Consider the following 23,285-nt stretch of genomic DNA (forward strand, 5'->3'; position numbering starts at 1 on the left):
CCGCGACCCGGCATGGCTATAGATGCCCACGCAATTTACCATGAGTTCAAGGGTAGCATCCCTGGCACGACAATCCGACGCCGCAAGCTATCTCCCCGCGAACGAAAAAGGTTAGAACTCTGGAGGGCGCGGCCAAGAAACTCCCGTGGTCGTGGTTTTAAGGCCACGTCTACGCCGCATTTCGGGTATTGATCCGAGTATTAGGGAGCGGGCACGGGGTACTTCTGGCAGGCCTGAGCCAGTCCGCAAATAGAGGAAGGTCGATTGATGATCTGGTCCAAGGATCGATGGAACACGCTGAGCCGCAGCGCGGGTCGTTGGATGCTGGGTGCGGGTGTTGTTGCGCTGGCCATTGCCACCGTGGCGCCCGTGACTTTGGCACAACAGGCCCAGCCGAAATCCACGGCGGCTCCGAAGACGTCCGCCGCGCCAGCCGCGACGCCGGCTCCGGGACAGTCCCCGGACGACGCCTGGGTGAAGCTCTGCATGAAGAACGAGCAGAGCGGCAACAAGCAGATTTGCCTGATCAACCATGAGGGCCTCGAGCCGAATACCGGCATGGTTCTCATCGCCGCCGCCGTACGCAAGGCGGAAGGCGAGGACAAGCAGCAGCTTCTCATCAGGGTGCCGACTGCTTATGCGCTGGTGATTCCGGCGGGTGTGCAGATCCGCATCGACGAGGAGCAGCCGATCCAGCTGCAATACTCGCTCTGCTTCCCGACCAGCTGTCAGGTGCAGATGGAGCTGACCGACGAGCTCTACAACAAGATGCGCGCCGGCAAGCAGATGGTCGTGGCCGCGATGAACATCCAGCAGAAGACCATGGGCTTCCCCGTGCCGCTGACCGGGTTCAGCAAGGCTTATGACGGCCCGCCGGTCGACAACGCCAAATACGAGGAGCAGCGCCGTCAGTTGATGGAGATGTTCCGCAAGCGTCAGGCCGAGCTTGCCGCCAAGGCGAAGCAGGGCCAGGCGGCGGCGGGTGCCGCCGCGGCGCCGGGCAATGCGACCGCCCAGCAGAAAGCCCCGCCCGCGACGCCTTAAGGGTAGGGTTCGACGAGAAATCGAAAAGGCCCGCCGGATGACCGGGGCGGCCTTTTTCATGTCTTGATGCCTGCCTAGTGCTCTTGCAGGAAGCGGAAGCGGAACACGCCCTCCCGCAAATCCTCGAACAACTCCGGAACCTGCGGATGGCGCAACGGCTCGTCGGACGCGTCGGGCACGAGATTCTGCTCTGACACATAGGCGATGTACTCGGTGTCGGCATTCTCGGCGAGCAAGTGGTAGAAGGGTTGATCCTTCTGCGGCCGGACATCCTGGGGAATGGACGCGTACCATTCCTCGGTATTCGAGAATGTCGGATCGACGTCGAAAATCACGCCGCGAAACGGATAGAGCCGGTGGCGCACCACCTGGCCGATCTGAAATCTGGCGTTGCGGATGGTAGACATTACAACGTTACCTATCCCCGAGTCTTTGTGACGATAAGATCGCGGCCTACCGAGGCTGTCAACGCAGATAAACGCATCTCACCACCAGCGGCGGTTGGACCACATGAACTGCTCGGGCGCCTCGCGGATCCAAACCTCGAAGTGGCGCTGGATCGCCGCGGTGATGGAGCGGATGTCCTCCGCCTGATTGTTGGTACGCGGAATGCGCAGCTCGTTGACGTTGATGTCGAAGCAAGCGCGCTTACCGATGCGCACGCAACGCCCGATCCAGATGCGCGCGCCGACGCGCCGCGCGATCATGGCGGCGATGGGCATGCTCTTAGCCGGATAGCCGAAGAACGGCACCTCGATTCCGTTGGCGTCGTAGAGATCGGAGATGAAGCCGAGACGGCCGCCCTGGCGCACATAGTCCATGATCAGGCGCGCGGTCTTGTGCGTCTCGTCCTGTCCCGCCGTTCGCCCGCGGCCGAACAGTCCTCCGGGATAGAGCGTCTCGCGCTGCGCCCGCAGATAGCGGTCGACGTAAGGGTTCTTCACTTGCCGGTAGACGCCGGCGGGTTTCACGCCCGCGAGCATCACCGGCCACATGCCGATCTCCCAATTGCCCATATGCATGGTGACGATCAGGGCAGGGCCCATCTTGTCCTTGTAGCGACCGATCCAGTGGCCGTTGGTGACGTGCAGCCGGCCCGGATCTTTTAGGATGCGGTCGATATTCATGGTCTCGACCATGACGCGGCCGAGATTGTCCCAGGCCCCAATTGCTATGCGCTCGCGCTCTTCAGGCGACTTCTCCGGAAAAGCACGCGCGAGATTGGCCAGCGCCCGCTTATGCCGGCGGTTGCGCTTGCCGAGCACACGCCAGAAGAAGGCCGAGATGTCGCCGGCAGTGTCGACAGGCAGTAGGCGCACCAACCCGATGAGGAACCGCAAGCCGGCATATTCCAGCCGGTAGCGCAGATCGCGGGCAAAGGGCAGGTTGAAGCTGTTGGCCACAGAGGCTTCCTTCTATTGGCTTTTTTGGGCTGGCAGGGCCGCAGAATGCAAGCCCACCCTCATGGCCAAACTGACGGGTAGCGTCAAGCGGCCAAAGCGAGGCGTCGAACGCGCTGGCGAGGGATCAAGCTGCGGGCTGCATCAGGCTCGGCAGTGTGGCGGGCGGCGCCAGGCCGGCGCGCATGATCATGCGCCGCAACGGCGCCAGCGCATTCAGGCCGTGGAGCACGAGGCCGCGGGCCGCCTGAACCGGCAAAAGACCGGTGAGCAGCGACCGGTTGAGAAGATCGACGCCGACGGTGCGTGACAGCACGTCGAGCTGGCGGGCGCGGACGTAAGCCGACAGCACCGACGACCCGCCGGGATCGTGGCCCCGGCGCAGCGCCGCGGCGAGCAGAACGGCCAAGGCGGCGGCATCGCGCAGGCCGAGATTGAGCCCTTGCGCGCCGATCGGCGGCAGAATGTGCGCGGCTTCGCCGATGAGGGCCGTGCGGTTGGCGGCGAGTTGCTTGGCGGTCAAGCCGGCCACGGGAAACTGCGCGCGCGCGCCGACCGCGGTGATCTCGCCGAGGGCATCGCCGAGGCGGTTCTGTAGCAAGGCGGCGAAGGCTGCGTCGTCGCCGGCCATCACCTCCTCGATCTCCGCCGTGCTGCCCACCCAGATCAGGCTCGACAGAAGTGGGTCCGGCATGGGCACCGTGGTGACCGAGCCGGATTCCCGGTGCAACTCCGTCGAGACGCCGTCATGGGGTCGCGTATGGTGGAAGCTCGAGGCGATCGCGGCTTGGTCGTAGCGCCATTCGCTCACGGCGATGCCGGCGGCGATACGGCAGACCGAACGCCTGCCGTCGGCGCCGGCCACGAGCCGCGCGATGAGGGCGCGGTCCCCGCTCACTGTGAGGCGGGCCTCGCGGTCGCCGATCTGCACGGCCTCGACGCTTGCGGGAATGACGGCGGGCAAGATCTCTTCCGCGCGGGCATAAAGCATCTCGACCAGCGTCGTGTTGGCGATGTTGTAGCCGAAGGCCTCTAGGCCGAGCTCGCGGGAATCGAAGGCGATGTCGGGCGAGCGGAACAGGCTGCGCGAGGCGTCGATGATGCGGATGACCTTGAGCGCCGCCGCATGCGGGATGAGCGGCTCCCACACCTCCAACCGCTTCAGGAAGTCGACGGAGCTTGTGAGCAGAGCCGCCGTCCTGGTCTCGGGACGCGCCGGTAGGGCCTTCGGCGGCGGCGGTCCGACAAGGGCCACCCGAGCGCCCAGATGCGCGAGCGCCAACGCCGCGGCGATACCGGCCGGGCCGGCGCCTACGACGGCGACGTCGTAGATCGCGCCATCATTTGCGGTCACGGGCAAGCTCCTTCGGTCCCAAGTCCAGGGGAATGTCCCCCGTGCGTTTCGGTTAGGCAACATGTTTGCGCTGCGAATTGCCGGTCTATGTCGCCTCAACATGCGGATTTCGCGACGGATTTGGTGTGTGGCTGGTTGCGACGCCGCGACGCAACGCAAGCAAGCGCCGCCTGATGAATTCGGTCGGCACCAGCCTTTGCGTAGCGCTATATTCAGGCAGATATAGCGATAGTCAAAGGAGGCTCGTCGTGGCGCTGATCAAATCGCGGAAGAGCACAGCCCGGCCTGGCGCAGGAGACAAGCGCGGCAGCGCACAGGTCAAGCGAGCCGGGAAGCCATCAGAGATCGTCGCCGGCCGGCCGTTTCCCCGCCTGCGCATCATGGTGCGTCCCGGACTCGTCTTGGGACCGGGCAAGATCGAGCTCCTCGAAGCTATCGAGCGCACGGGCTCGATCTCCGCGGCGGGACGCGAGATGGGCATGTCCTACCGGCGCGCGTGGCTCCTGGTCAGCGCCCTCAACGAAATGTTCGGCCGCACGCTTGTCAGCACCTCGCCCGGCGGCGCCGGCGGCGGCGGGGCCGAGGTCACCGCGTTCGGGAGTGCCGTGGCGGACGCCTATCGGCGTGCCGACGACCGCGCCAACGCGGCCATCCGCGAGGAGTTCGCCCGCATCGGCCACCAGATGGACGGGGACTGAGACACGGAGATTTCGGCGCACGACCGAACTGAGGAGACGGGAGTAACGACGATGAATGTCATAAAGAGTGTCCGGTCGGCGATGGCCTTGGCTCTTTCCTTGGCCGTGCCCTTGATAACGAGTGCCGCCCAGCCTGCGTTGGCCGCGGACAAGGGCCCCACGGTGTTCGCCGCCGCAAGTCTCAAGAACGCGCTCGATGCTGTCGCGGCGGACTGGAAGGAGCAGACTGGCCATGAGGCGGTGATCTCCTTCGCCGCCACGTCGGCGCTCGCCAAGCAGATCGAGCAGGGCGCCGAGGCCGACGTCTTCATCTCCGCCGATCTCGCGTGGATGGACTATGTCGCCGAGCGGCAGCTGATCGATCCGAAGACACGATTCGATCTTCTGGCGAATGAGCTCGTGCTGATCGCGCCGAAGGACTCGCAGCTAGCGGTCGACATCGCGCCGGGCTTTCCGCTCACCAAGGCCCTCGGCGACGGGCGCCTCTCCATTGCCGGCGTCGATGCGGTGCCCGCCGGGAAATACGGCAAGGCCGCGCTTGAGAGCCTCGGGGTCTGGGATGGAGTTAAGGGCAAGCTCGCGCAGGCCGAGAATGTCCGCGCCGCGCTTCGCCTTGTCTCGCGTGGGGAGACGCCGCTCGGGATCGTCTATGCCAGCGACGCCAAGGCGGATCCCAACGTGAAGGTGCTGGGCGCCTTTCCGCCCGACAGCCACCCGCCGATCGTCTACCCGGCGGCACGGCTCGCCCGCGCGAAGGGCCCCGAGGGGGAGGCTTTCCTCGCCTATTTGCGGACGCCCGAGGCGGGACGCCGATTCGAGGAAAATGGGTTCTCCGTCATTGGCTCCGGGGCGCCCTAGGGCCAGCCGGAGACCTGTCGGAGCGCGGTCGAGAATGTCGCAGATCGCCGAAAGCGTGAATCCAGGGGACCAGGGCACTGACCGCATTTCCCCTGTCACGCCCGAAGCCTAGTGTTGAACGAACGGCGCCGAGGGGGCGGCTCCAAGTTCATCTTCAGTCTCAACGTGTCGTGGCCAATCGGCAACAGTGAGCTACGAAATCCCCATCGTCGTCCCACTGTCACAAGCGCGTCATTGCCCAGGAAATAGAACGTTGAGGGTCAGCCGTGGGGACGCGGCTAAACGATTCACAATGGGAGACAGAGAAATCTCCTAACCGACTGAACTGACTAACAAAACACACACCGTCTAACAGAGTGGAGAGGGGTCATGATCGGGGGACTACAGAAAACTAGCGGTTATCTGCTCGCCGGGGCGAGCGCGCTTGGCATTCTTGCCATTGGCGGCACTGCGGCCAAGGCATCCGATACCGCGGCTCTTGAGGCCCAAATGCGGGCCATGCAGGAGCAAATGCGCGAATTGCAGCGCCAAGTGAACCAGGCCAAGTCGGACGCCGCCGCCGCCAAGGGCAGCCACGGCAGCGACCTGGACCTCAAGGTCAAGTGGAAAGGCGCGCCGGAGCTGTCCAGCTCCGACGGCAAGTTCAAGTTCAAGGTCCGCGGCCGTATCATGGTGGACTATGACGGCATCAACCAGGACCGTTCCATCACCGGCGAGCATGACGTCAGCGCCGTTGAACTCCGCCGCGCCCGTCTCGGCGTGGAGGGCACCGTCTTCTACGACTGGAAGTACAAGTTCGAAGTCGACTTCGCCGGTGACTCTGCCGAGATCAAGGATGCCTACGTGGCTTATGCCAACTGGGCGCCCTGGGAGAAGTCCGAAATCCGCTTCGGTAATCAGTACGTCTACAACTCCCTTGAAGAGCTGACGAGCTCGCGCTTCATCACCTTCATGGAGCGTGCGGCGTTCACCGAGGCGTTCTTCCTCGATCGTCAGATTGGTGCCGGCATCGTCGCCGGTAACGATCATTGGTCGTTCCAGACGGGCTACTACGGCGCCCCGGCTGGCGAGCAGGAAACCTACTTCGACGACACCACGGCCTTCTCGGCTCGCGGTACCGTCGCTCCGATCAACAACGACACGACGGTCGTCCATTTGGGCGCCAGCTATCGTCATCGCGATGCCGGCACGCTGAAGGACACGGCGGCCGCCGAGCTGTTCCGCTATCGCGCTCACGGCGCCGATCTGCATCTTGCCGATCGCTTCGTTGCCACGCCGCGGGTTGGCGACTCCGACGACATGTTCGTCCTCGAAGGTGCCTTTGTTTGGAAGTCCTTCTCGGTGCAGGGCGAGTACGCTCAGCTCGAGACGGAAATTCCGACCACCATCGCTTCTGTGAACCCGACCTATAACGGCTGGTACATCGACGCGAGCTGGTTCATCACCGGCGAGATGCGGAACTACGAAGCCGACGAGGGCGTGTTCGGCCGTACCAAGGTGAAGAACCCTGTGTATGGCGGCAGCGGTGGCTGGGGTGCCTGGCAGATCGCCGGTCGTTACGACACCATCGACCTCAGCGACGGGGCCGCGGCCATCAACGCCTCGACCGCTCCGAATGCCGTCACCTGCACCGACTGCGGCGAGCAGAAGACCTGGCTCATCGGCGTCAACTGGTGGCTCACCGACTACACGGCGCTCAAACTGCAGGTCAGCCAGTCCGAAATCGACGGCGGTGCCAACAACGGCGCGACCATCGAAGGTGTCGGTCTGCGCGCCCAGGTGGATTGGTAAGCCTGGAACGACGAACGAAAGAACAGTCCCCTTTCGCCTGATTGCCGCCGCCCTGTCCCGGGCGGCGGCTTTTTCTTCTCCAGCAAAGAAGGGGAAGGGGGCCGTCTCACAAAAAAGCTCATCGAGGCATGCCGCCTCGGTGAGCTTTTGTCGTTTCTGGATGGATGCGAGGCTACTGGGCGGAGGTCTTCACCTCCGTAGTGTTGAATTTCTCAAGCCGGGTCGCGAAGGCTTTGGCGAAGGCCTGCGACCGCCGCGGCGGGCAGCGTGACCTCGAGCTAAGGCCTCCGCTCTGCCATGCATTTTGATGCGAGCCCCATGGACCGCGCCCCGCAGCTACGGTATTAGCTGCCGACTGCGTTTTCACTCCGTGGGCGCCACACGAATGTCTCTCGCCGATTTTCTGACCGATCCGCATGTCTGGGCGAGCTTCCTTGCCTTGAGCGCGATGGAGATCGTGCTCGGCATCGACAACGTCGTCTTTATCTCCGTCATGGTGTCGCGGATGCCGGCCGGGCAGCGGCTCATGGCCCGGCGCATCGGTCTGTCGTTGGCGCTCATCTTCCGCGTCATCATGCTCGCCTTCATCGCCTGGTTCGTCCACATGACGACGCCGATCTTCACCATCGGCGAGTTCGGCTTCTCCTGGCGCGACCTGATTCTGCTGGCTGGCGGGCTGTTCCTTCTGGTCAAAGGCACGCGCGAGATCCACGAAGGCATCGAGGGTGAGAACGGGGAAAACGGAGGCAATGTCGTCGTGCAGTCGCTCGGCGCGGCCATCGTTCAGATCGCCATCATCGACCTCGTCTTCTCCGTCGATTCGATTATTACCGCCGTCGGCATGGCCGACCATATCGAGGTCATGATCGCCGCCGTGGCGGTGGCCATTCTCGTCATGTATCTCGCCTCCGAGCCCGTGGCCGCCTTCATCGAACGGCACCCCACGACCAAGATGTTGGCGCTGTCCTTCTTGCTCCTGATCGGCGCCGCGTTGGTGGCCGACGCCTTCCACTTCCACATCCCGCGCGGCTACATCTATTTCGCCATGGCCTTCTCGGCCGCCGTAGAGATCGTCAACGTCCTGGCGTTGCGCCGGCGGCGCCGCGCCCGCGAGAAGGCCAAGAAGGCGAAACCGGCAAAAAAGACGAAACCGGCCGCCAAGGGTTAACAAAGCCCTTTTCCGCGCCCTTGAGATTGTCACGCAATCCCCTCGGCTTAGCCCCAAATTGACCAAGTTTGCGGGGCGGTATCGCCGCCATGACAGTTCCAAGACACTATGGGGATGCAATGACGACGAAAGCTCTCTTTTTGGCGGCGGCTCTTGCCTTGCCGGCGACCGCGGCCCTCAGCGCCGAGCCACCAGCCTCGCCGGCGATGAGCTCCGCAGCGCGATCAGCGGCAAGACCGTTTATCCAACGTTTCCGGATTCGAGCTTCCGATCCGCTATGCCGCCAACGGGCGCATGACCGGCAAGATGGGCACCGTGGCCGCGAGCTTCTCGCGGGGCGACGGCTCGTCGGATTCCGGCAAGTGGTGGGTCGCCGACGACCAGCTCTGCCAGAAGTGGACGAGCTGGATGGAGAGTAAGCAGTATTGCTACAAGCTCACCCGCCAGGGTTCGAGTGTCCGTTGGGTTCGCAATGACGGCCGCTCCGGCACGGCGCGGATCGGTGGCTAGCCACTCGGCTGACTCCACGCCGCCAAGGTCCAGTCCAAGAATGCAGCAAGAGCCGCCCATCGAGGCGGCTCTTCTCGTTTCTGATGCCTGATTTATCGGCACCGTGCTGATAGTTGCGCCTCGGGCTTAGCATCCTCTTGTGGATGGAAGCGGACCTGCACTACGTTCCTCTGCGTTACCTTGTGTACAGTAATTCGTGCGTATCATTTGTCGCGTTGAGTGTGTTGCGTTCCGTGTTGTAGGCGTGCGTTGTGACTGCAGATTCCGAACATATCGAGCTTCTCCGCTGCGGCCCTCGGCCGTGGAACGAGTGGCGGGCGCATAACCCGCAAATCGTGCCGAATCTCGTCGGCATCTCTCTCAGCATCGGCGATCGCCAGTTCGGTCCGATCAATGGCGGCCCGATCAACTTGGCGCATACGCGGCTGCGCAGCGCAGTCCTGCGCTACGCGACGCTGACCGGGGCGAACCTCGAAGGCGCCGACCTTGCCGATACCGATCTCAGGGACGCGCGGCTTGAGCGCGCCGATCTCTCAGGCGCCGATCTAAGCGGTGCGCTTCTCGACCGTGTCGATTTCGCCGGCGCACTCTCTGCGGCGCCAATCTGTGCGGCGCCAGCCTGCGCGATGCGCGCAATCTCACCAAGCTCAGTTGCACGAAGCCGAGGGGGACGTGCACACCGTGCTGCCCGAACATCTTGAGCGGCCGCTGATCTGGACCGTGGCTCAGTTAGAATCGCAGGCCGCCAGAGTCCTGCCCCACCGCGTCGAAGAGGTGAGGCAAGAGGAAGTGCCGCGCATGGGCGAGCGCACCTCCTGGCTCGTGGGCGGGCCGCAGTCCGCCCGCCGCACCCCGCGCTCGGATACCTCCTTCGGCGAGTCCGGCGGCGTCTAGGGCCCGTTTTCCTGGGTTTCCGAAAGGCGTAGGGGCCGCTCACGGCCTTGTGACGCGGGCGCTATCGCACTCACGATCCGTCAACCCCATTTGCTCTAAAGTCGGCTCAATCGACTGAAGGAGCTAGGAAAATGCGCTCACAGAGCTTGCGGATCGGACTGGTCGCGCTCGGCGGCATGATGGCGTTGGCCTTCGCCGCGGAGCCTGCGGCGGCCCGTGTCCAGTGCAAGGGCAACTTCCAGGTCAGCAAATACGGGCTGATCGCCACCCCTTATTGCGAGGAAGAGCAGATCGCGCGCGTTGCCCGCAGCTATGGCTGGAAGGTGACGGGCGCGCAGATCCGCAACAATCCCCAGAAGAAGGTCTACACCTGCCAGGTGTTGGGCCACGATATCCGCATGAAGGGATCCTGCGCCGGTTACGGCCCGGATGCTTACGGAGCAGGGCCGTAGAGGCCGGCCTTACAGCGGGTACGAAAGGCTGGCGGAGGGGGTGGCCACCTTCTTTAGCGCCGGCATAGTCCGACACGATCCAAAAACCCTGTTGATTCCGCCATTTATCGTGCGCTGCTCGTCTAGACACGTCCGACTCCGTCCAGCACAATCCACAACTGATTTGTGGGTAGGACGGTGGGATGGCTCGCGAAACGAACAAGCTGTCGGCGATCAAGGTGTCGAAGCTCCGTTCACCAGGCCGCTATTGCGACGGACTAGGGCTGTGGCTGCAAGTCGCTGACGGCGGCACAAAGTCATGGCTTTTTCGATACACGCGCCACGGCAGAGCCCGCCAGATGGGTTTAGGTGCTCTCCACACGGTCTCGCTGGCCGAGGCGAGGGAGCGCGCGCGGCAAGCTCGCCAAATCATCCTCGACGGCGAAGATCCGATCGAGCTTCGGCGCAAGCAACACGATGAGGCGCGAGCCGAAACTGCCGACATGATGCTGTTCAAGGATGCCGTTGCGCGCTTCCTAGAGTTGCACAACGACACCTGGCGCAACGACAAGCACAAGCAGCAATGGGCGAGCACGCTCAAGACCTACGCCTTCCCGACCCTAGGGGGCAGACCCATCGCCGCAATCGACGGGGCGCTAATTACCGAGGCGCTTTCGAGCATCTGGCAAAGAAAGCCCGAAACGGCCCGGCGGACGAAGCAGCGCATCGAGCGCGTCATTCAATGGGTAAAGGAAGGGAAGCCGCTTCCGCGGCAGAGCGCGGCCAAGCGCGTTCGGCATCACGCTGCCCTGCCGGTTGACGATATCCCCGCCTTCATGGCCGAGCTCCGCGGCAAGAAAGGCATCTCGGCCGCCGCCCTCGAGTTCACAATCCTGGCAGCGGCTCGCACTGGCGAGGCTATCGGGGCCAAGTGGTCCGAGATCGACCTTGAGACGGGCGTTTGGACGGTGCCGGCCGATCGGATGAAGGGAAGTAAGGAGCATGAGGTACCGCTGAGCAAGCGGGCGGTGGAGATCCTTCAGGCGCTGCCGCTTGAGCGGGGTGGGTATCTCTTCCCCGGAGCAAAAGCCAGGCAGCCCTTGTCGAATATGGCGATGTTGGAATTGGTGCGCGGATTGCGCGACGGGCTTACCGTTCACGGCTTCCGCTCAACATTTCGAGATTGGGCCGGCGACCGAACAAACTTCGCGCGCGACGTCATCGAGCACGCATTGGCGCACCAACTCAAGGACAAGGCCGAGGCCGCCTATAGGCGCTCGAGCGCGCTCGAAAAGCGGAGGCGGTTGATGGAAGCGTGGGCAAACTATTGTTGCGAGTCCAGACATTCGGCAAACGTGGTGGTTCCGCTCCGCGCATGAAAGCCGCTGATAAACGGGCGAAGTTTGGAATACCCGACTGGACCGCCGCGGCGGCCTATCCTCACCGGCTTGATGACGCAGTTTGGCGATGGGAGTTCCTGCGTCGGCGGCCTGATTATCGATCAGAGTGGCGCTTGTGGTCTGAGGGAAGCGCAGCTCAGGTTATCGAACTTGGCGAGGAAGGCGTGAGCTATGCGAGAACCGACGACGGTCTGGCTATGGTTCGCAGGTTCGGCGTCACCTCAATCATAGACCCGCGTTGTTCGATGTCGGCCGATTTGATTTCGCGGTGCGCCTTGTTCAGGCCAGCCTGGTGCTTCACGCGTAGGTCGTATCCCGAATCGCACTTCAGGATGGGCGTGTTTCTCGCAGGCAAGTCCAAATCAGCATCTGAGCTTATGGCTGAGAAATTGCGCGACCAAACGAGAGAGGAAGAGGAACTCGGCCTGATCGACTATCGATTCAACCTATCGGTACCGATTAGCCCTCAGATTGAGACGGCTCGAACCTATCTGCTCTCCCTCCAGGAGGAAGCCTACGGTAAGAGGAACACGCGCCGGCCGAGCCAAGAAATTTGGCCAACCTATCTCCGGGTTCTCGATGCGCGAGATTGTGGCGCTAGTTGGCAGAAACTCGGCAAGACGCTCTGGCCGGACTACAACGGCGAGGCCAAAGATAGGGCCCGTACTACCTACGGCCAAGCGAAGGCCGTGCGGGATAACTTTCCACTTTAAACATCACTTTTTAGATTGAGGTGAGTGCTGCAGCTTCCGAGCTTGTCCGGGCTGGTTCAATTGAGCCCGGAACGTTTGGAGGTTCGGAAAATGGTCAAGACCAGAGCCGGCGTCATCGTCGGAACAGCGGCCACCGGTCATCGTGCGGAGCTCTCGCTCACTTTCATGCGTATCGGTGATGTTCAGCGTGTCACGGGACTTCCCCGTGCAACGATCTACGAAATGATGGGCAAGGGAACATTCCCGAAGCAAGTGCGGCTTTCTCCGCGCGCAGTCGGCTGGATCGAGTCTGAAGTAAGTGCGTGGCAGCGCGACCGCATCGCCGAGCGCGATGGCATCGAAGGTAAGGCCGCGTAAAATCATGACAGCAAAAAACGAGAACCCCGGCGCTTTGGGGGCGGCCGGGGTTCGGGCAAATCTCTTTTGGCTGCGAGACCCCTCAGACAACCAGCGCAATCGTCGTCAACCAAGCGCGCATCCTACAGCGATGCGGGGCGGTGCACGGTGACGCTCTCAACCCGGAACAGACTCGCCGATGAGCGGCCCGCTATGGGGGAGCGTTTAGACGGTAGCCGCGGCGACCGCCTCTGTCCCGAATGCGGCGCGCGGTTTGCTGCGCAGGCTCGCCAAACATATTGCGGCCAGGCGTGCCGCTCCGCTTTCCACAACAGGCGCGCAAAGCGGGGTGCCGAGCTCTACGATCTAGTGATGGCAATGCGCTTCGATCGCGTGCAGGCGTGCCGCGACGGAGTTTTCTCTTTCCTTTGCCGCATGGCGGCCGAGTTTCGGCGGCTGGACGTTCGCGATCGTGAGGGCCGGCGCTCATGGGAGCCGGTCGCCAACGTGAAGGCGCGCCGGCCTCATCTCGCCGCAAAAATCGTTGGGGGACATGTCGCCGGCAATCGCCAGGGTAGTTCCACGACCGCGCCCACTAAGCCTAATTCCATGCGCAAGCCTTGGCGGCGGTAGGATGAGCATTCCGGCCTTAGCATGGGCGCGTGGCGTCAAGACGGGCAGCACGAGCGCCAAATGCGTCCTCTTTGTGCTAGCCAACTACGCCGACCCCACGGGCAAATGTTGGCCGTCTCAAGACCTCATCGCGCGCGAAGCTGAACAGTCCACAGACACCGTGCAGCGGCGCTTGCGCGACCTTGAAGAAGCCGGGTTGATCGAGCGTTGTCGCCGGTGCCGCGGAGGCGGCCGCGGCCGCGGGCGAACGGCTGATTACTACTCTTGCAGATGCGACCTAAGCCGCAAGCTGCGGCATTGGCCTCCTGCGCCGACACCGACAGCGAAGCCAGCGACCTAAGCCGCAAGGCGCCCGGACCTAAGCCGCAAGCCGCCCGTCCCTATAAGGAAGAACCATCAAGAACCGTAATAAACAAACCACCGCATGAGAGTGGGACGGTCAGAAGGCAGGCAAGAGTGAGGCTGTGGCGATCGAAGGACGGAGCAGCTGAAGTCAAGATTGCGGAACGCATCGGTCCTCAAGGATTTGAGGTCTTGAGTGCAATTCCCTCAGACGAAGTGGAGCAGCTCTGCGCACGTGTGCGCTATGGAATGCTCGATGACGCTGCCATCGAGGAGCTAGTCGAAAGGGGACGCCGCATGGGTATCCTCCAAGATCAGAGCGCCCCGCCATAACCGCCAAATGAATCGGAAGCTATAGGGGGGCGGTCGAAAGTTGAAAAGGCCTCGAATGCTGACCGGCGGTGTAACGCAAAATTTGTAGTCGCACATTGGCCGGAATTTTTTTTTGGTCCAGGGGAGTTATCCGATGCGCAATACCGCGCTCAAGCAGAGAAAGGACGCGAAATGTCAGACAACGACAACAACGACCACGTGACGAAGGCAGGATCATTGGCGCTGCGCTACGTCCAAAAGTGCGCCGACACATGGCTAGCTCAGCCGATGCCGCTTGCGCCGGCGGTAAAGGAGCAAGCCCTCGCCGAGTCGATGCTCTTGCATGGTGTGGCCTTGTTCTCCGAAGGGCGCCGGAATGCGCCCTGCGCCGAGCTTCTTCGCCATCTCGCCGATAATCTCGCCGAGACTCCCGACGCAGCGCCGCCGACCGTGAACTAACGCTGTTGAAGATGCGAACGCGACTCTTGACGAGGAACACCATGAGGGAGTCAACTCATATCGATTCGATCTGCGCGTGTCGTGCTGGTCGGATGCCGCAACTGACGCGATGCGCTCGCGTCCGGCGGCCGCCCCGATGCGATCGGTGGTGCGTCAAGAGTGATCCATTCTCGCCAAGCGATGCGTTCGCAAAAATAGGGGAGAGACGGATCGCACAATTTGGACGCAACGCTTTTTTGCAGAAAGGGGTGAGACCATGAGTCTCCGAAAAAATCTACCCAAAGCAACTTTGTCTCGCGACGGCCTGCCTCGCGGGATCATGGTTGTCGGTAGCCACGGTTACGTCGAGGATGTCAGGGCAGCACAGCGCGGCGAGCGTGTTGGTGCCGCTGTTAAGCTCGATGAGGTCTCCGATCAGGTGATGGACATGGCAGAGAAGACCGTGGCCATTGCCCGTGCGCAGGACAAGGAAATCGCATCGCTCAGGACTTCGTTGGACGAAGTGAATTCTGTTGTCGCCGCCCTACGCGTTGGCGGCGTTGGCGATGGCAGTGGCCCGGAGAACCGCCGAGATAGGCGCGCCTCGTGGAGTTCATGCGTACTGGTGCGCCGCAAGCCGCCATGCGCGAATCGAGCGACCCGGACGGCGGCTACAGCGTGCCCGAGGAGATCGACGGTGTGATCCAGAATCAGCTTCTCGAGTTCTCGCCGCTGCGCGGCTGGGCGACGATCATCACGCTCGGCCAGGGGCAGGGCGGTTATTCGTTTCTGGTGAACCGCCGCGGAGCGAGTTCGGGCTGGGTCGGGGAAACGGAAGCCCGCCCTGAGACAAGCACGCCAGAAATGGCGAAGATCACACCGCCCGAAGGCGAGATCTACGCCAATGCATCAATCACGCAATGGCTGCTCGATGACTCACAGTTCAATCTCGATCAGTTCATCCGCGACAACATTATCGATGAGTTCGCGGTGCAGGAGGGCGCGGCCTTCGTCGATGGCAACGGCATCAACAAGCCGAAGGGCTTCTTGCAGCTCGAGGACCCTGTAACGACCGCCGACGCCACGCGGGCCTTTGGCGTCTTGCAGTACGTGGCATCGGGTGTCGCCGCAGACATCAATGACGGCACGCACAACGGCGTCGATGCGTTGACGGATTTGGTCTACGCGCTCAAACCTGCTTACCGGCAGGGCCCCGGCGTTGGTTGGATGATGAACTCGACCCTCGCCGGCAAGTGCCGCAAGCTGAAGTCGCTCGGCGATACGGCGCAGTATCTTTGGACGGAAAGCACGCAGGCCGGCCAGCCACCTATGCTCCTGGGCTATCCGGTGGCCATCGATGAGAACATGCCCAATGTCGGCGCGAACACCTTTCCGATCGCCTTCGGAAATTGGCGCCGAGGTTATCGCATCGTTGATCGTCTCGGCACCCGCGTGCTTCGCGATCCGTTCACAAACAAGCCCAACGTGATGTTCTATCTCACCAAGCGCGTTGGTGGTTGCGTCGCGGATTCGAACGCGATCAAGCTTCTCAAGTGTGCACGTCCTAGGAGGCTGCTGCGCGAAGCCGGAGCATCCCTCGGCTTGGCGCGCTTAGATGGCGGCGGTGGGCTTTAGGAGGTTGGAGCCCGCCGCCACCATTCGTTCAAACATTGAACGTGGGGCACTCAAAAAAACTGAATAATTCGAACGGCCCAGTAAATGAGTGAGAAAGCGCCAAGGAAAAGTAGAAACCTGAGCATCTCTAAGACCCAGCGCGGTTGTATTTGTGTTGGCCCCATCAGCACAGGACGCCCCATTCCGTCTGATGACCGCACATTCATGACTGCTGGTAGTTCCTGCGTTGCCGAAATCATGCCGATCGTGAAGAACTCCCGGGCCGCTAGTGACGCCACGTTGACCACCAGCCTTTTTTCCGGATTGGTGTCTTCGGAATATGCTCGCTGTGGCCAAACCTCGTAGTGTTCTGGCCGATAGTTCAATACGACCTCGAGATTTTTAACGGGCGCACGACCTACATTTTGAATCCAGATGTGCCGCGTTCGAATGAGCAACGCCTGGCCTTGGGTTTGCCGGACCTCGTATGCGAACTCATGCGCCACAGCCCATCTCACGCGACCTCTTGGTGCAAAAAAGCGCTGGATGATCTCGATAAGTGCCGCAAGCAATACCGCGATTACGGCTGCCACCATCTCATCACTGCTAAGGAATTGCTGAAACCAATCCGGCATCGAATTCGCGAGGAACCTTCCGTTAAATGGCGTCGGGCCGCATCGTGGATGGATTCGAGCTTCGTCAATGAATGAATCGAAGCATTTCCACGTTATTCACAGGAGGTGCGTGCCGCACCCGTTTGGGACTGCGAGCGAGGCCTTTAGTTCGATATGTGGAACCGTTGCAGTCGGCGCGGTCTGCGCTCATGATTCGCGCTAGTGACAGAGTGATTTCAGTGCTCGGCCGCGACTTGCAAGCGCCAACCTGGAAGGAAGCCGCGATGATGAATTTTAGCGATACCACGTCAGAAGCACCACGCCCGTCGGAGCGCATGCTGAGCGAAAGGATCAGCCTCCTCGCCTGTATCGCGGAGGATTTGACCAAGCAGAGGGTCGATGAAGATAGACCCCTTGCAGCGCAGGGAAACTGGCTCGCGGTGCAAATTGATGAGCACCACCACGATCTCTACCGGGTGGGTTTGCTCGCGAGCATCGGCCTGACCGTCTCGAAGAGCCATTTGGAAGATGACGATATGCTGGGTAACGAGCTGGCATTCGTTTTTAGGGAGATTGCGGAAACTGCGACTGAATTGGCCTCCACTACGATTAAACCACGCTGATTGATGGTTAACCCTGGGAATTGGTGTAGCTTGTATTGCTTGCCGACTCTGGCCGTCTCAGCTAAGCCAGCCACTCTCGGTGGAAAAGGACAGAGGCAAAATGGCGGATGCTCCCCCACGGGTCCGCTTCTACTATCTTAAGAGCACCCAATTTCGGGCAATCCACGTCGACGGTGCAATCGGCGGGATCACCCCACGTGGACTTATACACGCCTCGGTCTATAGCGAGCGTCCAGCGATTCCGCAGTCACAGGAGCATGAGGTGGCGCCGGAAGGTCGCCTACTTGATCCAATTGACACGGAAGGAAAGCTTGGCATCGTGCGTGAACTTGACGTGGATTTGATCATGTCCAAGCAAGCTGCGGCAGAATTGCGCGATTGGCTCACGAAGAGAATAGAGGAACTTGACGAGATACAGAAGAAATCAAAAGGCGCCGGGGGGAAGACAGCATGAATATTGATGCCGATATGATACACCTGCTGACGAATTACCCGACTGCACAGCAATACTGTGCCTCTCCAGAGCAGGAGTGGGTACCTGACCGGTCGCTCTTGATAAGACCCATAGTCACGGAATATCAGCCAGACTACTTGTCACCCGCACTCGATCATGATCGGCGGCTGTTTTTTGACGCGTGGGTGTCCGAATGGCTGGCCGACACAGAATGGCAATCGTCTCTCGGCCTCATAACGAGGCACCCCAGATACAATGACATAAAGGGCCTAGGCCAGATCGCCATTCGCTTCATTCTAGATCGTATGAGCCGTGGAGAAATCGAGGTTCATTGGTTTCCACTTCTCCACGATTTAAGTGGGGGAGCAGATCCGGTACCACCGGCTAGCCGAGGCGTAGTGCCGGAAATGACTACCGCTTGGCTAACGTGGGGTGAACAGGCCGGGTTTACCCATGCTGCATGACGCCGATGCATCCAAACGCCGTTGAAGGCGTCAGTTTCTTTCCTACGAGCAACGCTGATCCAAATTACAATTGTTTGGCTTGGGCAGTGTGGCGCAACAATCGTGTTATTTGGCCAGACGAAAAGAACCAGTGGGGATGGCCGCTCGATCTGCCTCGTGAAGAGACGGTCGACTCATTTCGCCGGTTTTTCATTCGAGCCGGCTTCGAAGACTGTCCATCAGGCGAGCTCGAGATGGGGCTCGAGAAGGTCGCCATCTACACGATGATGGATATCGTCACGCACGTTTCTCGTCAGTTGCCGAGTGGTCGATGGACCAGCAAAATGGCGAGTGCGTTGGACGCTGAGCATACTTCACCTGAAACACTCTGTGGTGACGGATATTGGCAAGTCGCGCTCTACATGCGGCGCGTAGCAACAGGCAATCCCCCAGAGTTGCCGCCCTTGGATCCGCCCCCGCCACTCATACTTCTACCCTGAAGCCGATTGGCGCCTTCGCCGTACAACATGGCGTACATGTAGAGCTGCCAACAGCGAACTGATTGGTCGAGACGGCCTATAATCCTATGATTTTATTGGCTCCCCGGGCCGGACTCGAACCAGCGACCCAGCGGTTAACAGGCAATAGCCGGACAGCAAGAACCCTGAAAAAGATGTGGGTAGAAGTGTGTGTAGAAACGGAGAGCAACAAAAAATAATAATAATCAGAGTATGTTAAAGTACACAATGGCGGAGGGGGTGGATTCGAACCCACGAGACGCTCGCGCGCCTGCCGGTTTTCAAGACCGGTGCCTTCAACCACTCGGCCACCCCTCCTGATTGATACGCGGCCAAAGTCCGGCCGACGCTTTGGGAGCCATAGACCGTTGTCTATGCCGCCCCGGGTATAGATCGGCCTACTGGGCGGCTGGCCGCGGCTTCCACTCGCTCACCAGTTTCTGCGCCGCGGCGATCTGCTCCGGGCTCATTTGAGAGGCGGCACGATCACGATTCTTGACGGCGTCCTTGCTGCCTTTCGGTTGATCCGGGTTCGAAGACTGCGCGGCTGCGAGACTGAACCATACGAGCGCCTGAACGTAGTCCTGCGGTACGCCCTTGCCGCTGGCGTACATGACGCCGAGATTGTTTTGGGCTTCCGCGTCTCCTTGCTCGGCCGCAAGTTGGAACCACTTCACCGCCTCGTTGTCATCGGGGAAGACCCCGTTCCCTTGCAAGTAGATGTTGCCGACGATGGTCTGCGCCTTGGGCGCGCCTTGCTCCGCGGCGAGGCGATACCACTTCAGCGCTTGAGGGTAATCGCGCTGAACGCCTTGGCCCTCGAAATACATGACGCCGACCAGCATTTGCGCCGGCACAGAGCCACGCTCCGCGATCGGCTCGAGCAAGCGCAGAGCCGTCGCATAGTCACCGCTCTTGTAAGCGGCCGTGCCTTCCTCGAACGCCTGGTTGGCCTCAGTTGCTCTCTCGGCCTCGGCGGCCTTCTCGGCCTCGGCGGCCTTCTCGACCTCAAGCGTCTTCTCGATCTCGATGGTCTGCTCGGCCCCGGGTGCCTTCTCGGCCTCGGCTGCCTTCTCGTCGGACGCGTCGTCCGCGTCGCAGCCGGTCAAGATCAAGGCGAGAACCATGCCGGCAAGGATGCGGCGCATTGTCGAACTCCCTTCCAAATGTGGGCCCGAGCCCTCGACGTCCGAGGCCTGGCGGGAAACCTGCTCTTAGGCTCTGCCCATTATCTGCTTGTCTTTGGGCATCCTGACGATCCTTCATAGGCCATGGACAGCAAGCCGGATACAGCCTCAATCGGCGCCACGCGTCCCTACACCACTCCCCTTAAGGGATGGTGGCAAATCGTGCAAAGGGTGGGGCAGAAGATTGGCAGCGACAATCTTTCCGTGGTTTCCGCGGGCTGCGCCTTCTACGCCATGTTTGCCATTTTCCCGGCGCTGACCGCCTCGATCTCGCTGTTCGGCCTCACCACCGATCCGGCGAGCGTGGAGCCGCGATTCGGCATGCTCGCGACCGTGCTGCCGGCTCAGGCCTATGACATCGTCATCGGCGAAATCCACCGGATCGCGCAGACCTCGGATAAGACGCTGGGCTGGAGCTTTGGGCTTAGCCTCGCCATCGCGCTGTGGAGCGCCAATCTCGGCACGCAAGCCATGTTCTCCGCGCTGACGATCGCCTTTGGCGAACCCGAGCACCGCAGCCTGTTGCGGTATCATTTGACCGCCTTCGGCTACACCCTCATCGGCATTCTCGGCGGCGTGGCGATGCTCTTCGCCATCGTCTATGTGCCCATCCTGTTTGCCGATACCGGCCACTCCGTTGCCTATGCGACGATCGTGAAGATCGGGCGCTGGCCTTTCCTCGCATTTCTCGTGATGTCTCTGCTCGCCCTGATCTATCGCTTCGGTCCGAGCCGCCGCCAGGGGGCGGAATGGCGATGGGTCAGCGTCGGGGCGATCTTCGCCACGGCCGTATGGCTGGTCGCGTCTCTCGGCTTTTCCTACTACGTCTCCAACTTCTCTCACTACGACCGCATGTACGGCTCTCTCGGCGCGGTGATCATCCTGATGTTTTGGCTCTACCTCTCGTTCTTCATCGTGCTGGTGGGAGCGGAGATCAACGCCGTGCTCGAATTGGAGAAGGGAGATCCGAAGGGTCGGCCTGTCGCAGGTTAAGGTGACCCGTGGAGTCGCGGCCAAGCAGCCTGGTCTAACGACCGCGGGCCGGGCTTGGCGCTAAGCCTGATCCGGCGCGCTGCGTCTGAGCCATCGTCGCCGGACGAGCCCCGCGCTCAACACCAACACGGCTCCGAACGTCGCCCCCACCAAGCCGACGGTGTGGGCGGAGGCGGGATCGAGATGTCCCAGAACCAGCGGATCCTTGGCGATGATCTCGCCGGCGATCCACCCGAGGAGCGCCGCGCCGGCCCACACGATGATGGGGTAGCGCTCGAGCAGCGCCATGACGATGGCCGCGCCGGCCATGATGAGCGGGATGCTGACGGCCAATCCGAACATCAGGAGCGCATAATTGCCGCGCGACGCCATGGCGATGGCGATGACATTGTCGAGGCTCATCACCGCGTCGGCGATGGCGATGATCTTGACCGCATGCCAGAGATTGTTGACCGGCTCGATATTGGCGCCCTCATTCTCTTCCTCGCCGCCGAGCAGCTTGATGGCGATCCAAATAAGGAGAAGGCCGCCGATCAGCTTCACGAACGGCATGGTCATGAGCGTCGTCACCAAACCGGTGAAGATGACGCGCAGGCCGATGGCGACGAGAGTTCCGAGCGCGATGCCCCAGGCCCGCTGGCTGGGAGGGAGCTTGCGGCAAGCGAGCGCGATGACGACAGCGTTGTCGCCCGACAACAGAAGGTCGATCCAGATAATCTGTAAAACGGCGAGCCAAAAACCTGGATCGTCGACAGTCATGCTGCTGCTTACCCCCTGCGGCCACGGGACCGGCCGGTCCCCATACGCCCAGCCGAAGCCCTTACCCTTTGCCGTGAAAAACGGCAAAGGCAAGACAAGATATATAGGTGCTCAAAGGCCGGTTTGAAGATCAGGGAAACGGCCTGGACGGCCCATAGCGGGAGTTTCCGTCGAGGACAAGTCCTCGCGGATCGCTTATGCTTTTGCTGTCAGTCAGACGAATCGGGCCCGCGGGCCCTTTTACGGGAGGGAACCCTTGCCAGCCATGGATCCAGTTCTGCTGAACCCGCTCATCGCATTGATCGCCGGTATTCTCATCTTGCTGATGCCGCGCATCTTGAATTACGTCGTGGCGATCTATCTCATCGCCATTGGTATCATTGGACTTGCGCATCACTTCCAATAGTCCGCTGGCTTTTTCCTATCGGGGCGCAAGGTAAATGCATGCGGTTGCTGCGGCAGCCCACCGCATCTGTGCGGCGTGCCAAAGGAAACCTAGAACCGTATCTTCCAATGCCTTATAGTTCGGTGGTCACGCATCAGGGGAGCGACCCCCGGCGCGGGGGACCGATCCTTCAGGGCGTTCGAGGCAGCAGGTCGAAAGCCAAGAGGCTGACGGCCTCGGGCTTTAGGCCGTGCGTGCTTCTTAGAGACCGCGACAAGACGGGGTTACCAAGGGTGTGAATAAACAAGGCAGTCAAGCCGAGCGGCGCGCCAAGAAGAGTGAGAGTTCCATGTTGGGATTCCGGTCGAGACACCTGATCGGCCTTGCAGCGATGCTTATGGTGCTCGCCGCCTTCGGGGCGCATGCTGGCTTTTGTCCGGATCCTGCGCTGAAGAGCGGCGCCGCCGCCGCGCGTCCCCTGGTCCTCGCCGGGGCCAAGACCGAGCCGCAGCAGACGGCTTATGTGTGGTCGGCGACCCGGATGGAGTCGGGGCTTCGCCTGCGTGGCGTGGCGCCTTCCGAGGAAGACCGCCGCACCATGCTCGGCATGGTGAAGGCGAACTTCCCGGATCTCGTGGTCGAGGATCGCCTGCGGATCGTCGAAGGCGGTCCGCCGCGAGAGCAGTGGCTCGGAGCGGTGAGCTTCGGGCTGCAGCAGCTTGCGCATCTGAAGCGCGGATCCGTGCGGTTGCTCAATGTCGGTCTCAGGGTTTCGGGCGAGGCGCGCAGCGCCGGCGACTATGTCGAGATCAAGAAAGCGCTTGCCGGTCCGCTGCCGACCGGTCTCGTCGTCAAGGGCGACAACGTGCGCCCGCCGATCGCCGATCCGTTCGTGTTCACCGCCGATCTTGGCACCAACGCGCTGAGCCTCGCCGGCAGCGTGCCGAGTGAGGACTCCCGCAAGCAACTGCGCGATCTGTCCCGCCAGATCTTCGAACGGCCGGGGCTGGACGATCGGCTTGAGGTTGCCTCCGGCGCACCGAAGAATTGGGACGAGGCTGTGACCGCCGCGCTGCGCGCGTTGAGCCGGCTGGAATCCGGCAAGGTCGCCATGTCCGGCCTCGCCGTCACCATCGAGGGTGTTGCGCCCGACAAGGGCACCGCCGTCGCCGTGTCCTATCAGCTGCGGCGCGATCTGCCCAAGCTGTTCTCCACCTCGGAGAGCATCAAGTGGAAAGAGGCAAGCGCCTCGCGTGATGTGGCGGCGCAAGTTCTCCCGCGCATCAAGGAGTACGCGCGGACCAATGGCGGCAAGATGAAGCGCGAGCTGCCGCCCCTTCTGCCGCTGCTCGACACCCAGTAGGCGCCTTCGA

At 61.7% G+C, this 23,285-nt stretch carries 27 protein-coding genes and 1 tRNA gene; 21 read left to right on the forward strand and 7 right to left on the reverse strand.

Features of this window, described 5'->3' with window-relative positions; genetic code table 11:
• The first annotated feature begins 267 nt into the window (after positions 1 to 267).
• A complete protein-coding gene (locus AUC69_RS14645; protein WP_083239496.1) occupies positions 268 to 1,044 on the forward strand; it encodes an invasion associated locus B family protein in 777 nt (258 codons plus the stop codon).
• A gap of 74 nt (positions 1,045 to 1,118) precedes the next feature.
• Here AUC69_RS14645 and hspQ read toward each other — a convergent pair whose 3' ends face one another.
• From hspQ to AUC69_RS14660, 3 genes are all read right to left on the reverse strand, one after another.
• Positions 1,119 to 1,451: a heat shock protein HspQ gene (hspQ, locus tag AUC69_RS14650; protein ID WP_069442811.1), complete on the reverse strand. Its 333-nt coding sequence runs from the start codon at positions 1,449 to 1,451 to the stop codon at positions 1,119 to 1,121.
• Between the two features lie 78 nt (positions 1,452 to 1,529).
• A complete protein-coding gene (locus AUC69_RS14655; RefSeq protein WP_244500284.1) occupies positions 1,530 to 2,447 on the reverse strand; it encodes a lysophospholipid acyltransferase family protein in 918 nt (305 codons plus the stop codon).
• Between the two features lie 124 nt (positions 2,448 to 2,571).
• The gene (locus AUC69_RS14660) at positions 2,572 to 3,798 is read right to left on the reverse strand and encodes an FAD-dependent monooxygenase (RefSeq protein WP_158008144.1); all 1,227 of its coding nucleotides are present in this window, start codon (positions 3,796 to 3,798) and stop codon (positions 2,572 to 2,574) included.
• Between the two features lie 248 nt (positions 3,799 to 4,046).
• Between AUC69_RS14660 and AUC69_RS14665 the strand changes: the two genes are divergently transcribed.
• The 14 genes from AUC69_RS14665 (at position 4,047) to AUC69_RS14720 (ending at position 15,957) form a co-directional block, all read left to right on the forward strand.
• The gene (locus AUC69_RS14665) at positions 4,047 to 4,496 is read left to right on the forward strand and encodes a winged helix-turn-helix domain-containing protein (protein WP_244500285.1); all 450 of its coding nucleotides are present in this window, start codon (positions 4,047 to 4,049) and stop codon (positions 4,494 to 4,496) included.
• An 81-nt stretch (positions 4,497 to 4,577) separates the two neighbouring features.
• Complete coding sequence (gene modA, locus AUC69_RS14670) at positions 4,578 to 5,354, forward strand: molybdate ABC transporter substrate-binding protein (protein ID WP_244500286.1); 777 nt, start codon at positions 4,578 to 4,580, stop codon at positions 5,352 to 5,354.
• 369 nt (positions 5,355 to 5,723) lie between these two features.
• A complete protein-coding gene (locus AUC69_RS14675; protein ID WP_069442813.1) occupies positions 5,724 to 7,145 on the forward strand; it encodes an OprO/OprP family phosphate-selective porin in 1,422 nt (473 codons plus the stop codon).
• 385 nt (positions 7,146 to 7,530) lie between these two features.
• Positions 7,531 to 8,313: a TerC family protein gene (locus AUC69_RS14680; RefSeq protein WP_069442814.1), complete on the forward strand. Its 783-nt coding sequence runs from the start codon at positions 7,531 to 7,533 to the stop codon at positions 8,311 to 8,313.
• Positions 8,314 to 8,607: 294 nt separating this feature from the next.
• The gene (locus tag AUC69_RS14685; RefSeq protein WP_069442815.1) at positions 8,608 to 8,823 is read left to right on the forward strand and encodes a hypothetical protein; all 216 of its coding nucleotides are present in this window, start codon (positions 8,608 to 8,610) and stop codon (positions 8,821 to 8,823) included.
• Between the two features lie 251 nt (positions 8,824 to 9,074).
• Positions 9,075 to 9,524 (forward strand): pentapeptide repeat-containing protein, encoded by a 450-nt coding sequence (locus AUC69_RS16680; RefSeq protein ID WP_083239498.1) that lies wholly within the window; start codon positions 9,075 to 9,077, stop codon positions 9,522 to 9,524.
• A gap of 19 nt (positions 9,525 to 9,543) precedes the next feature.
• Positions 9,544 to 9,717, forward strand: coding sequence for a hypothetical protein (locus tag AUC69_RS17615; protein ID WP_158008145.1), 174 nt, complete (start codon positions 9,544 to 9,546; stop codon positions 9,715 to 9,717).
• A 131-nt stretch (positions 9,718 to 9,848) separates the two neighbouring features.
• A complete protein-coding gene (locus AUC69_RS14695; RefSeq protein ID WP_069442817.1) occupies positions 9,849 to 10,169 on the forward strand; it encodes a hypothetical protein in 321 nt (106 codons plus the stop codon).
• A gap of 182 nt (positions 10,170 to 10,351) precedes the next feature.
• Positions 10,352 to 11,527 (forward strand): tyrosine-type recombinase/integrase, encoded by a 1,176-nt coding sequence (locus AUC69_RS14700; protein WP_069442818.1) that lies wholly within the window; start codon positions 10,352 to 10,354, stop codon positions 11,525 to 11,527.
• Entirely contained in the window at positions 11,524 to 12,261 is a 738-nt protein-coding gene (locus AUC69_RS14705) for a transcriptional regulator domain-containing protein (protein WP_141700833.1), read from the forward strand. The genes AUC69_RS14700 and AUC69_RS14705 overlap by 4 nt, the downstream gene beginning before the upstream one ends.
• Before the next feature lie 90 nt (positions 12,262 to 12,351).
• On the forward strand, positions 12,352 to 12,618 hold the full coding sequence (locus AUC69_RS14710; RefSeq protein ID WP_141700834.1) for a helix-turn-helix transcriptional regulator: 267 nt from the start codon (positions 12,352 to 12,354) through the stop codon (positions 12,616 to 12,618).
• Between the two features lie 613 nt (positions 12,619 to 13,231).
• Positions 13,232 to 13,570 carry a helix-turn-helix domain-containing protein gene (locus tag AUC69_RS19845; protein ID WP_158008146.1) on the forward strand — a complete coding sequence of 113 codons (339 nt, stop codon included), beginning with the start codon at positions 13,232 to 13,234 and terminating at the stop codon, positions 13,568 to 13,570.
• A gap of 506 nt (positions 13,571 to 14,076) precedes the next feature.
• A complete protein-coding gene (locus AUC69_RS14715; RefSeq protein WP_069442820.1) occupies positions 14,077 to 14,343 on the forward strand; it encodes a hypothetical protein in 267 nt (88 codons plus the stop codon).
• A 594-nt stretch (positions 14,344 to 14,937) separates the two neighbouring features.
• A complete protein-coding gene (locus AUC69_RS14720) occupies positions 14,938 to 15,957 on the forward strand; it encodes a phage major capsid protein (protein ID WP_141700836.1) in 1,020 nt (339 codons plus the stop codon).
• A 50-nt stretch (positions 15,958 to 16,007) separates the two neighbouring features.
• Here the strand turns inward: AUC69_RS14720 and AUC69_RS14725 are convergent, their stop codons facing one another.
• On the reverse strand, positions 16,008 to 16,571 hold the full coding sequence (locus tag AUC69_RS14725; RefSeq protein WP_069442822.1) for a hypothetical protein: 564 nt from the start codon (positions 16,569 to 16,571) through the stop codon (positions 16,008 to 16,010).
• Positions 16,572 to 16,789: 218 nt separating this feature from the next.
• Here AUC69_RS14725 and AUC69_RS14730 point away from each other — a divergent pair, with 218 nt between their 5' ends.
• The 3 genes from AUC69_RS14730 (at position 16,790) to AUC69_RS17190 (ending at position 18,570) form a co-directional block, all read left to right on the forward strand.
• Complete coding sequence (locus AUC69_RS14730; RefSeq protein ID WP_141700837.1) at positions 16,790 to 17,173, forward strand: hypothetical protein; 384 nt, start codon at positions 16,790 to 16,792, stop codon at positions 17,171 to 17,173.
• A gap of 100 nt (positions 17,174 to 17,273) precedes the next feature.
• The gene (locus AUC69_RS14735; protein WP_069442824.1) at positions 17,274 to 17,627 is read left to right on the forward strand and encodes a hypothetical protein; all 354 of its coding nucleotides are present in this window, start codon (positions 17,274 to 17,276) and stop codon (positions 17,625 to 17,627) included.
• 460 nt (positions 17,628 to 18,087) lie between these two features.
• Positions 18,088 to 18,570 (forward strand): DUF7689 domain-containing protein, encoded by a 483-nt coding sequence (locus tag AUC69_RS17190; protein WP_141700838.1) that lies wholly within the window; start codon positions 18,088 to 18,090, stop codon positions 18,568 to 18,570.
• 247 nt (positions 18,571 to 18,817) lie between these two features.
• Here the strand turns inward: AUC69_RS17190 and AUC69_RS14740 are convergent.
• Both AUC69_RS14740 and AUC69_RS14745 read right to left on the reverse strand, forming a co-directional pair.
• Positions 18,818 to 18,906 (reverse strand) — tRNA-Ser (locus tag AUC69_RS14740).
• A gap of 80 nt (positions 18,907 to 18,986) precedes the next feature.
• Positions 18,987 to 19,736, reverse strand: coding sequence for a tetratricopeptide repeat protein (locus AUC69_RS14745; RefSeq protein WP_083239501.1), 750 nt, complete (start codon positions 19,734 to 19,736; stop codon positions 18,987 to 18,989).
• Positions 19,737 to 19,859: 123 nt separating this feature from the next.
• Here AUC69_RS14745 and AUC69_RS14750 point away from each other — a divergent pair, with 123 nt between their 5' ends.
• Positions 19,860 to 20,768: a YihY/virulence factor BrkB family protein gene (locus AUC69_RS14750; RefSeq protein WP_069442825.1), complete on the forward strand. Its 909-nt coding sequence runs from the start codon at positions 19,860 to 19,862 to the stop codon at positions 20,766 to 20,768.
• A 60-nt stretch (positions 20,769 to 20,828) separates the two neighbouring features.
• On the opposite strand, the gene AUC69_RS14755 is transcribed toward AUC69_RS14750, so the two are convergent.
• Positions 20,829 to 21,527, reverse strand: a complete 699-nt coding sequence (locus AUC69_RS14755) for a TerC family protein (RefSeq protein ID WP_069442873.1) — start codon at positions 21,525 to 21,527, stop codon at positions 20,829 to 20,831.
• A gap of 265 nt (positions 21,528 to 21,792) precedes the next feature.
• On the opposite strand from AUC69_RS14755, the gene AUC69_RS16695 reads away from it, so the two are divergent.
• Entirely contained in the window at positions 21,793 to 21,933 is a 141-nt protein-coding gene (locus AUC69_RS16695) for a DUF3096 domain-containing protein (protein WP_083239502.1), read from the forward strand.
• 328 nt (positions 21,934 to 22,261) lie between these two features.
• The gene (locus AUC69_RS14760; RefSeq protein WP_141700839.1) at positions 22,262 to 23,275 is read left to right on the forward strand and encodes a hypothetical protein; all 1,014 of its coding nucleotides are present in this window, start codon (positions 22,262 to 22,264) and stop codon (positions 23,273 to 23,275) included.
• Positions 23,276 to 23,285 lie beyond the last annotated feature (10 nt).

The sequence above is a fragment of the Methyloceanibacter superfactus genome, assembly GCF_001723305.1.
Classification (GTDB): domain Bacteria; phylum Pseudomonadota; class Alphaproteobacteria; order Rhizobiales; family Methyloligellaceae; genus Methyloceanibacter; species Methyloceanibacter superfactus.

Coding starts and splice junctions, on each gene's coding strand:
- AUC69_RS14675 (WP_069442813.1), top strand. CDS start 5,724: ATGATCGGGGGACTACAGAAAACTAGCGGTTATCTGCTCGCCGGGGCG.
- AUC69_RS14685 (WP_069442815.1), top strand. CDS start 8,608: ATGACCGGCAAGATGGGCACCGTGGCCGCGAGCTTCTCGCGGGGCGAC.
- AUC69_RS19845 (WP_158008146.1), top strand. CDS start 13,232: ATGAGCATTCCGGCCTTAGCATGGGCGCGTGGCGTCAAGACGGGCAGC.
- AUC69_RS14715 (WP_069442820.1), top strand. CDS start 14,077: ATGTCAGACAACGACAACAACGACCACGTGACGAAGGCAGGATCATTG.
- AUC69_RS14735 (WP_069442824.1), top strand. CDS start 17,274: ATGGCGGATGCTCCCCCACGGGTCCGCTTCTACTATCTTAAGAGCACC.
- AUC69_RS16695 (WP_083239502.1), top strand. CDS start 21,793: ATGGATCCAGTTCTGCTGAACCCGCTCATCGCATTGATCGCCGGTATT.
- AUC69_RS14705 (WP_141700833.1), top strand. CDS start 11,524: ATGAAAGCCGCTGATAAACGGGCGAAGTTTGGAATACCCGACTGGACC.
- modA (WP_244500286.1), top strand. CDS start 4,578: ATGGCCTTGGCTCTTTCCTTGGCCGTGCCCTTGATAACGAGTGCCGCC.
- AUC69_RS14720 (WP_141700836.1), top strand. CDS start 14,938: ATGCGTACTGGTGCGCCGCAAGCCGCCATGCGCGAATCGAGCGACCCG.
- AUC69_RS14700 (WP_069442818.1), top strand. CDS start 10,352: ATGGCTCGCGAAACGAACAAGCTGTCGGCGATCAAGGTGTCGAAGCTC.
- AUC69_RS14725 (WP_069442822.1), bottom strand. CDS start 16,571: ATGCCGGATTGGTTTCAGCAATTCCTTAGCAGTGATGAGATGGTGGCA.
- AUC69_RS17190 (WP_141700838.1), top strand. CDS start 18,088: ATGACGCCGATGCATCCAAACGCCGTTGAAGGCGTCAGTTTCTTTCCT.
- AUC69_RS14745 (WP_083239501.1), bottom strand. CDS start 19,736: ATGCGCCGCATCCTTGCCGGCATGGTTCTCGCCTTGATCTTGACCGGC.
- AUC69_RS14755 (WP_069442873.1), bottom strand. CDS start 21,527: ATGACTGTCGACGATCCAGGTTTTTGGCTCGCCGTTTTACAGATTATC.
- AUC69_RS14760 (WP_141700839.1), top strand. CDS start 22,262: ATGTTGGGATTCCGGTCGAGACACCTGATCGGCCTTGCAGCGATGCTT.
- AUC69_RS14695 (WP_069442817.1), top strand. CDS start 9,849: ATGCGCTCACAGAGCTTGCGGATCGGACTGGTCGCGCTCGGCGGCATG.
- AUC69_RS14680 (WP_069442814.1), top strand. CDS start 7,531: ATGTCTCTCGCCGATTTTCTGACCGATCCGCATGTCTGGGCGAGCTTC.
- AUC69_RS14750 (WP_069442825.1), top strand. CDS start 19,860: ATGGACAGCAAGCCGGATACAGCCTCAATCGGCGCCACGCGTCCCTAC.
- AUC69_RS14645 (WP_083239496.1), top strand. CDS start 268: ATGATCTGGTCCAAGGATCGATGGAACACGCTGAGCCGCAGCGCGGGT.
- hspQ (WP_069442811.1), bottom strand. CDS start 1,451: ATGTCTACCATCCGCAACGCCAGATTTCAGATCGGCCAGGTGGTGCGC.
- AUC69_RS14710 (WP_141700834.1), top strand. CDS start 12,352: ATGGTCAAGACCAGAGCCGGCGTCATCGTCGGAACAGCGGCCACCGGT.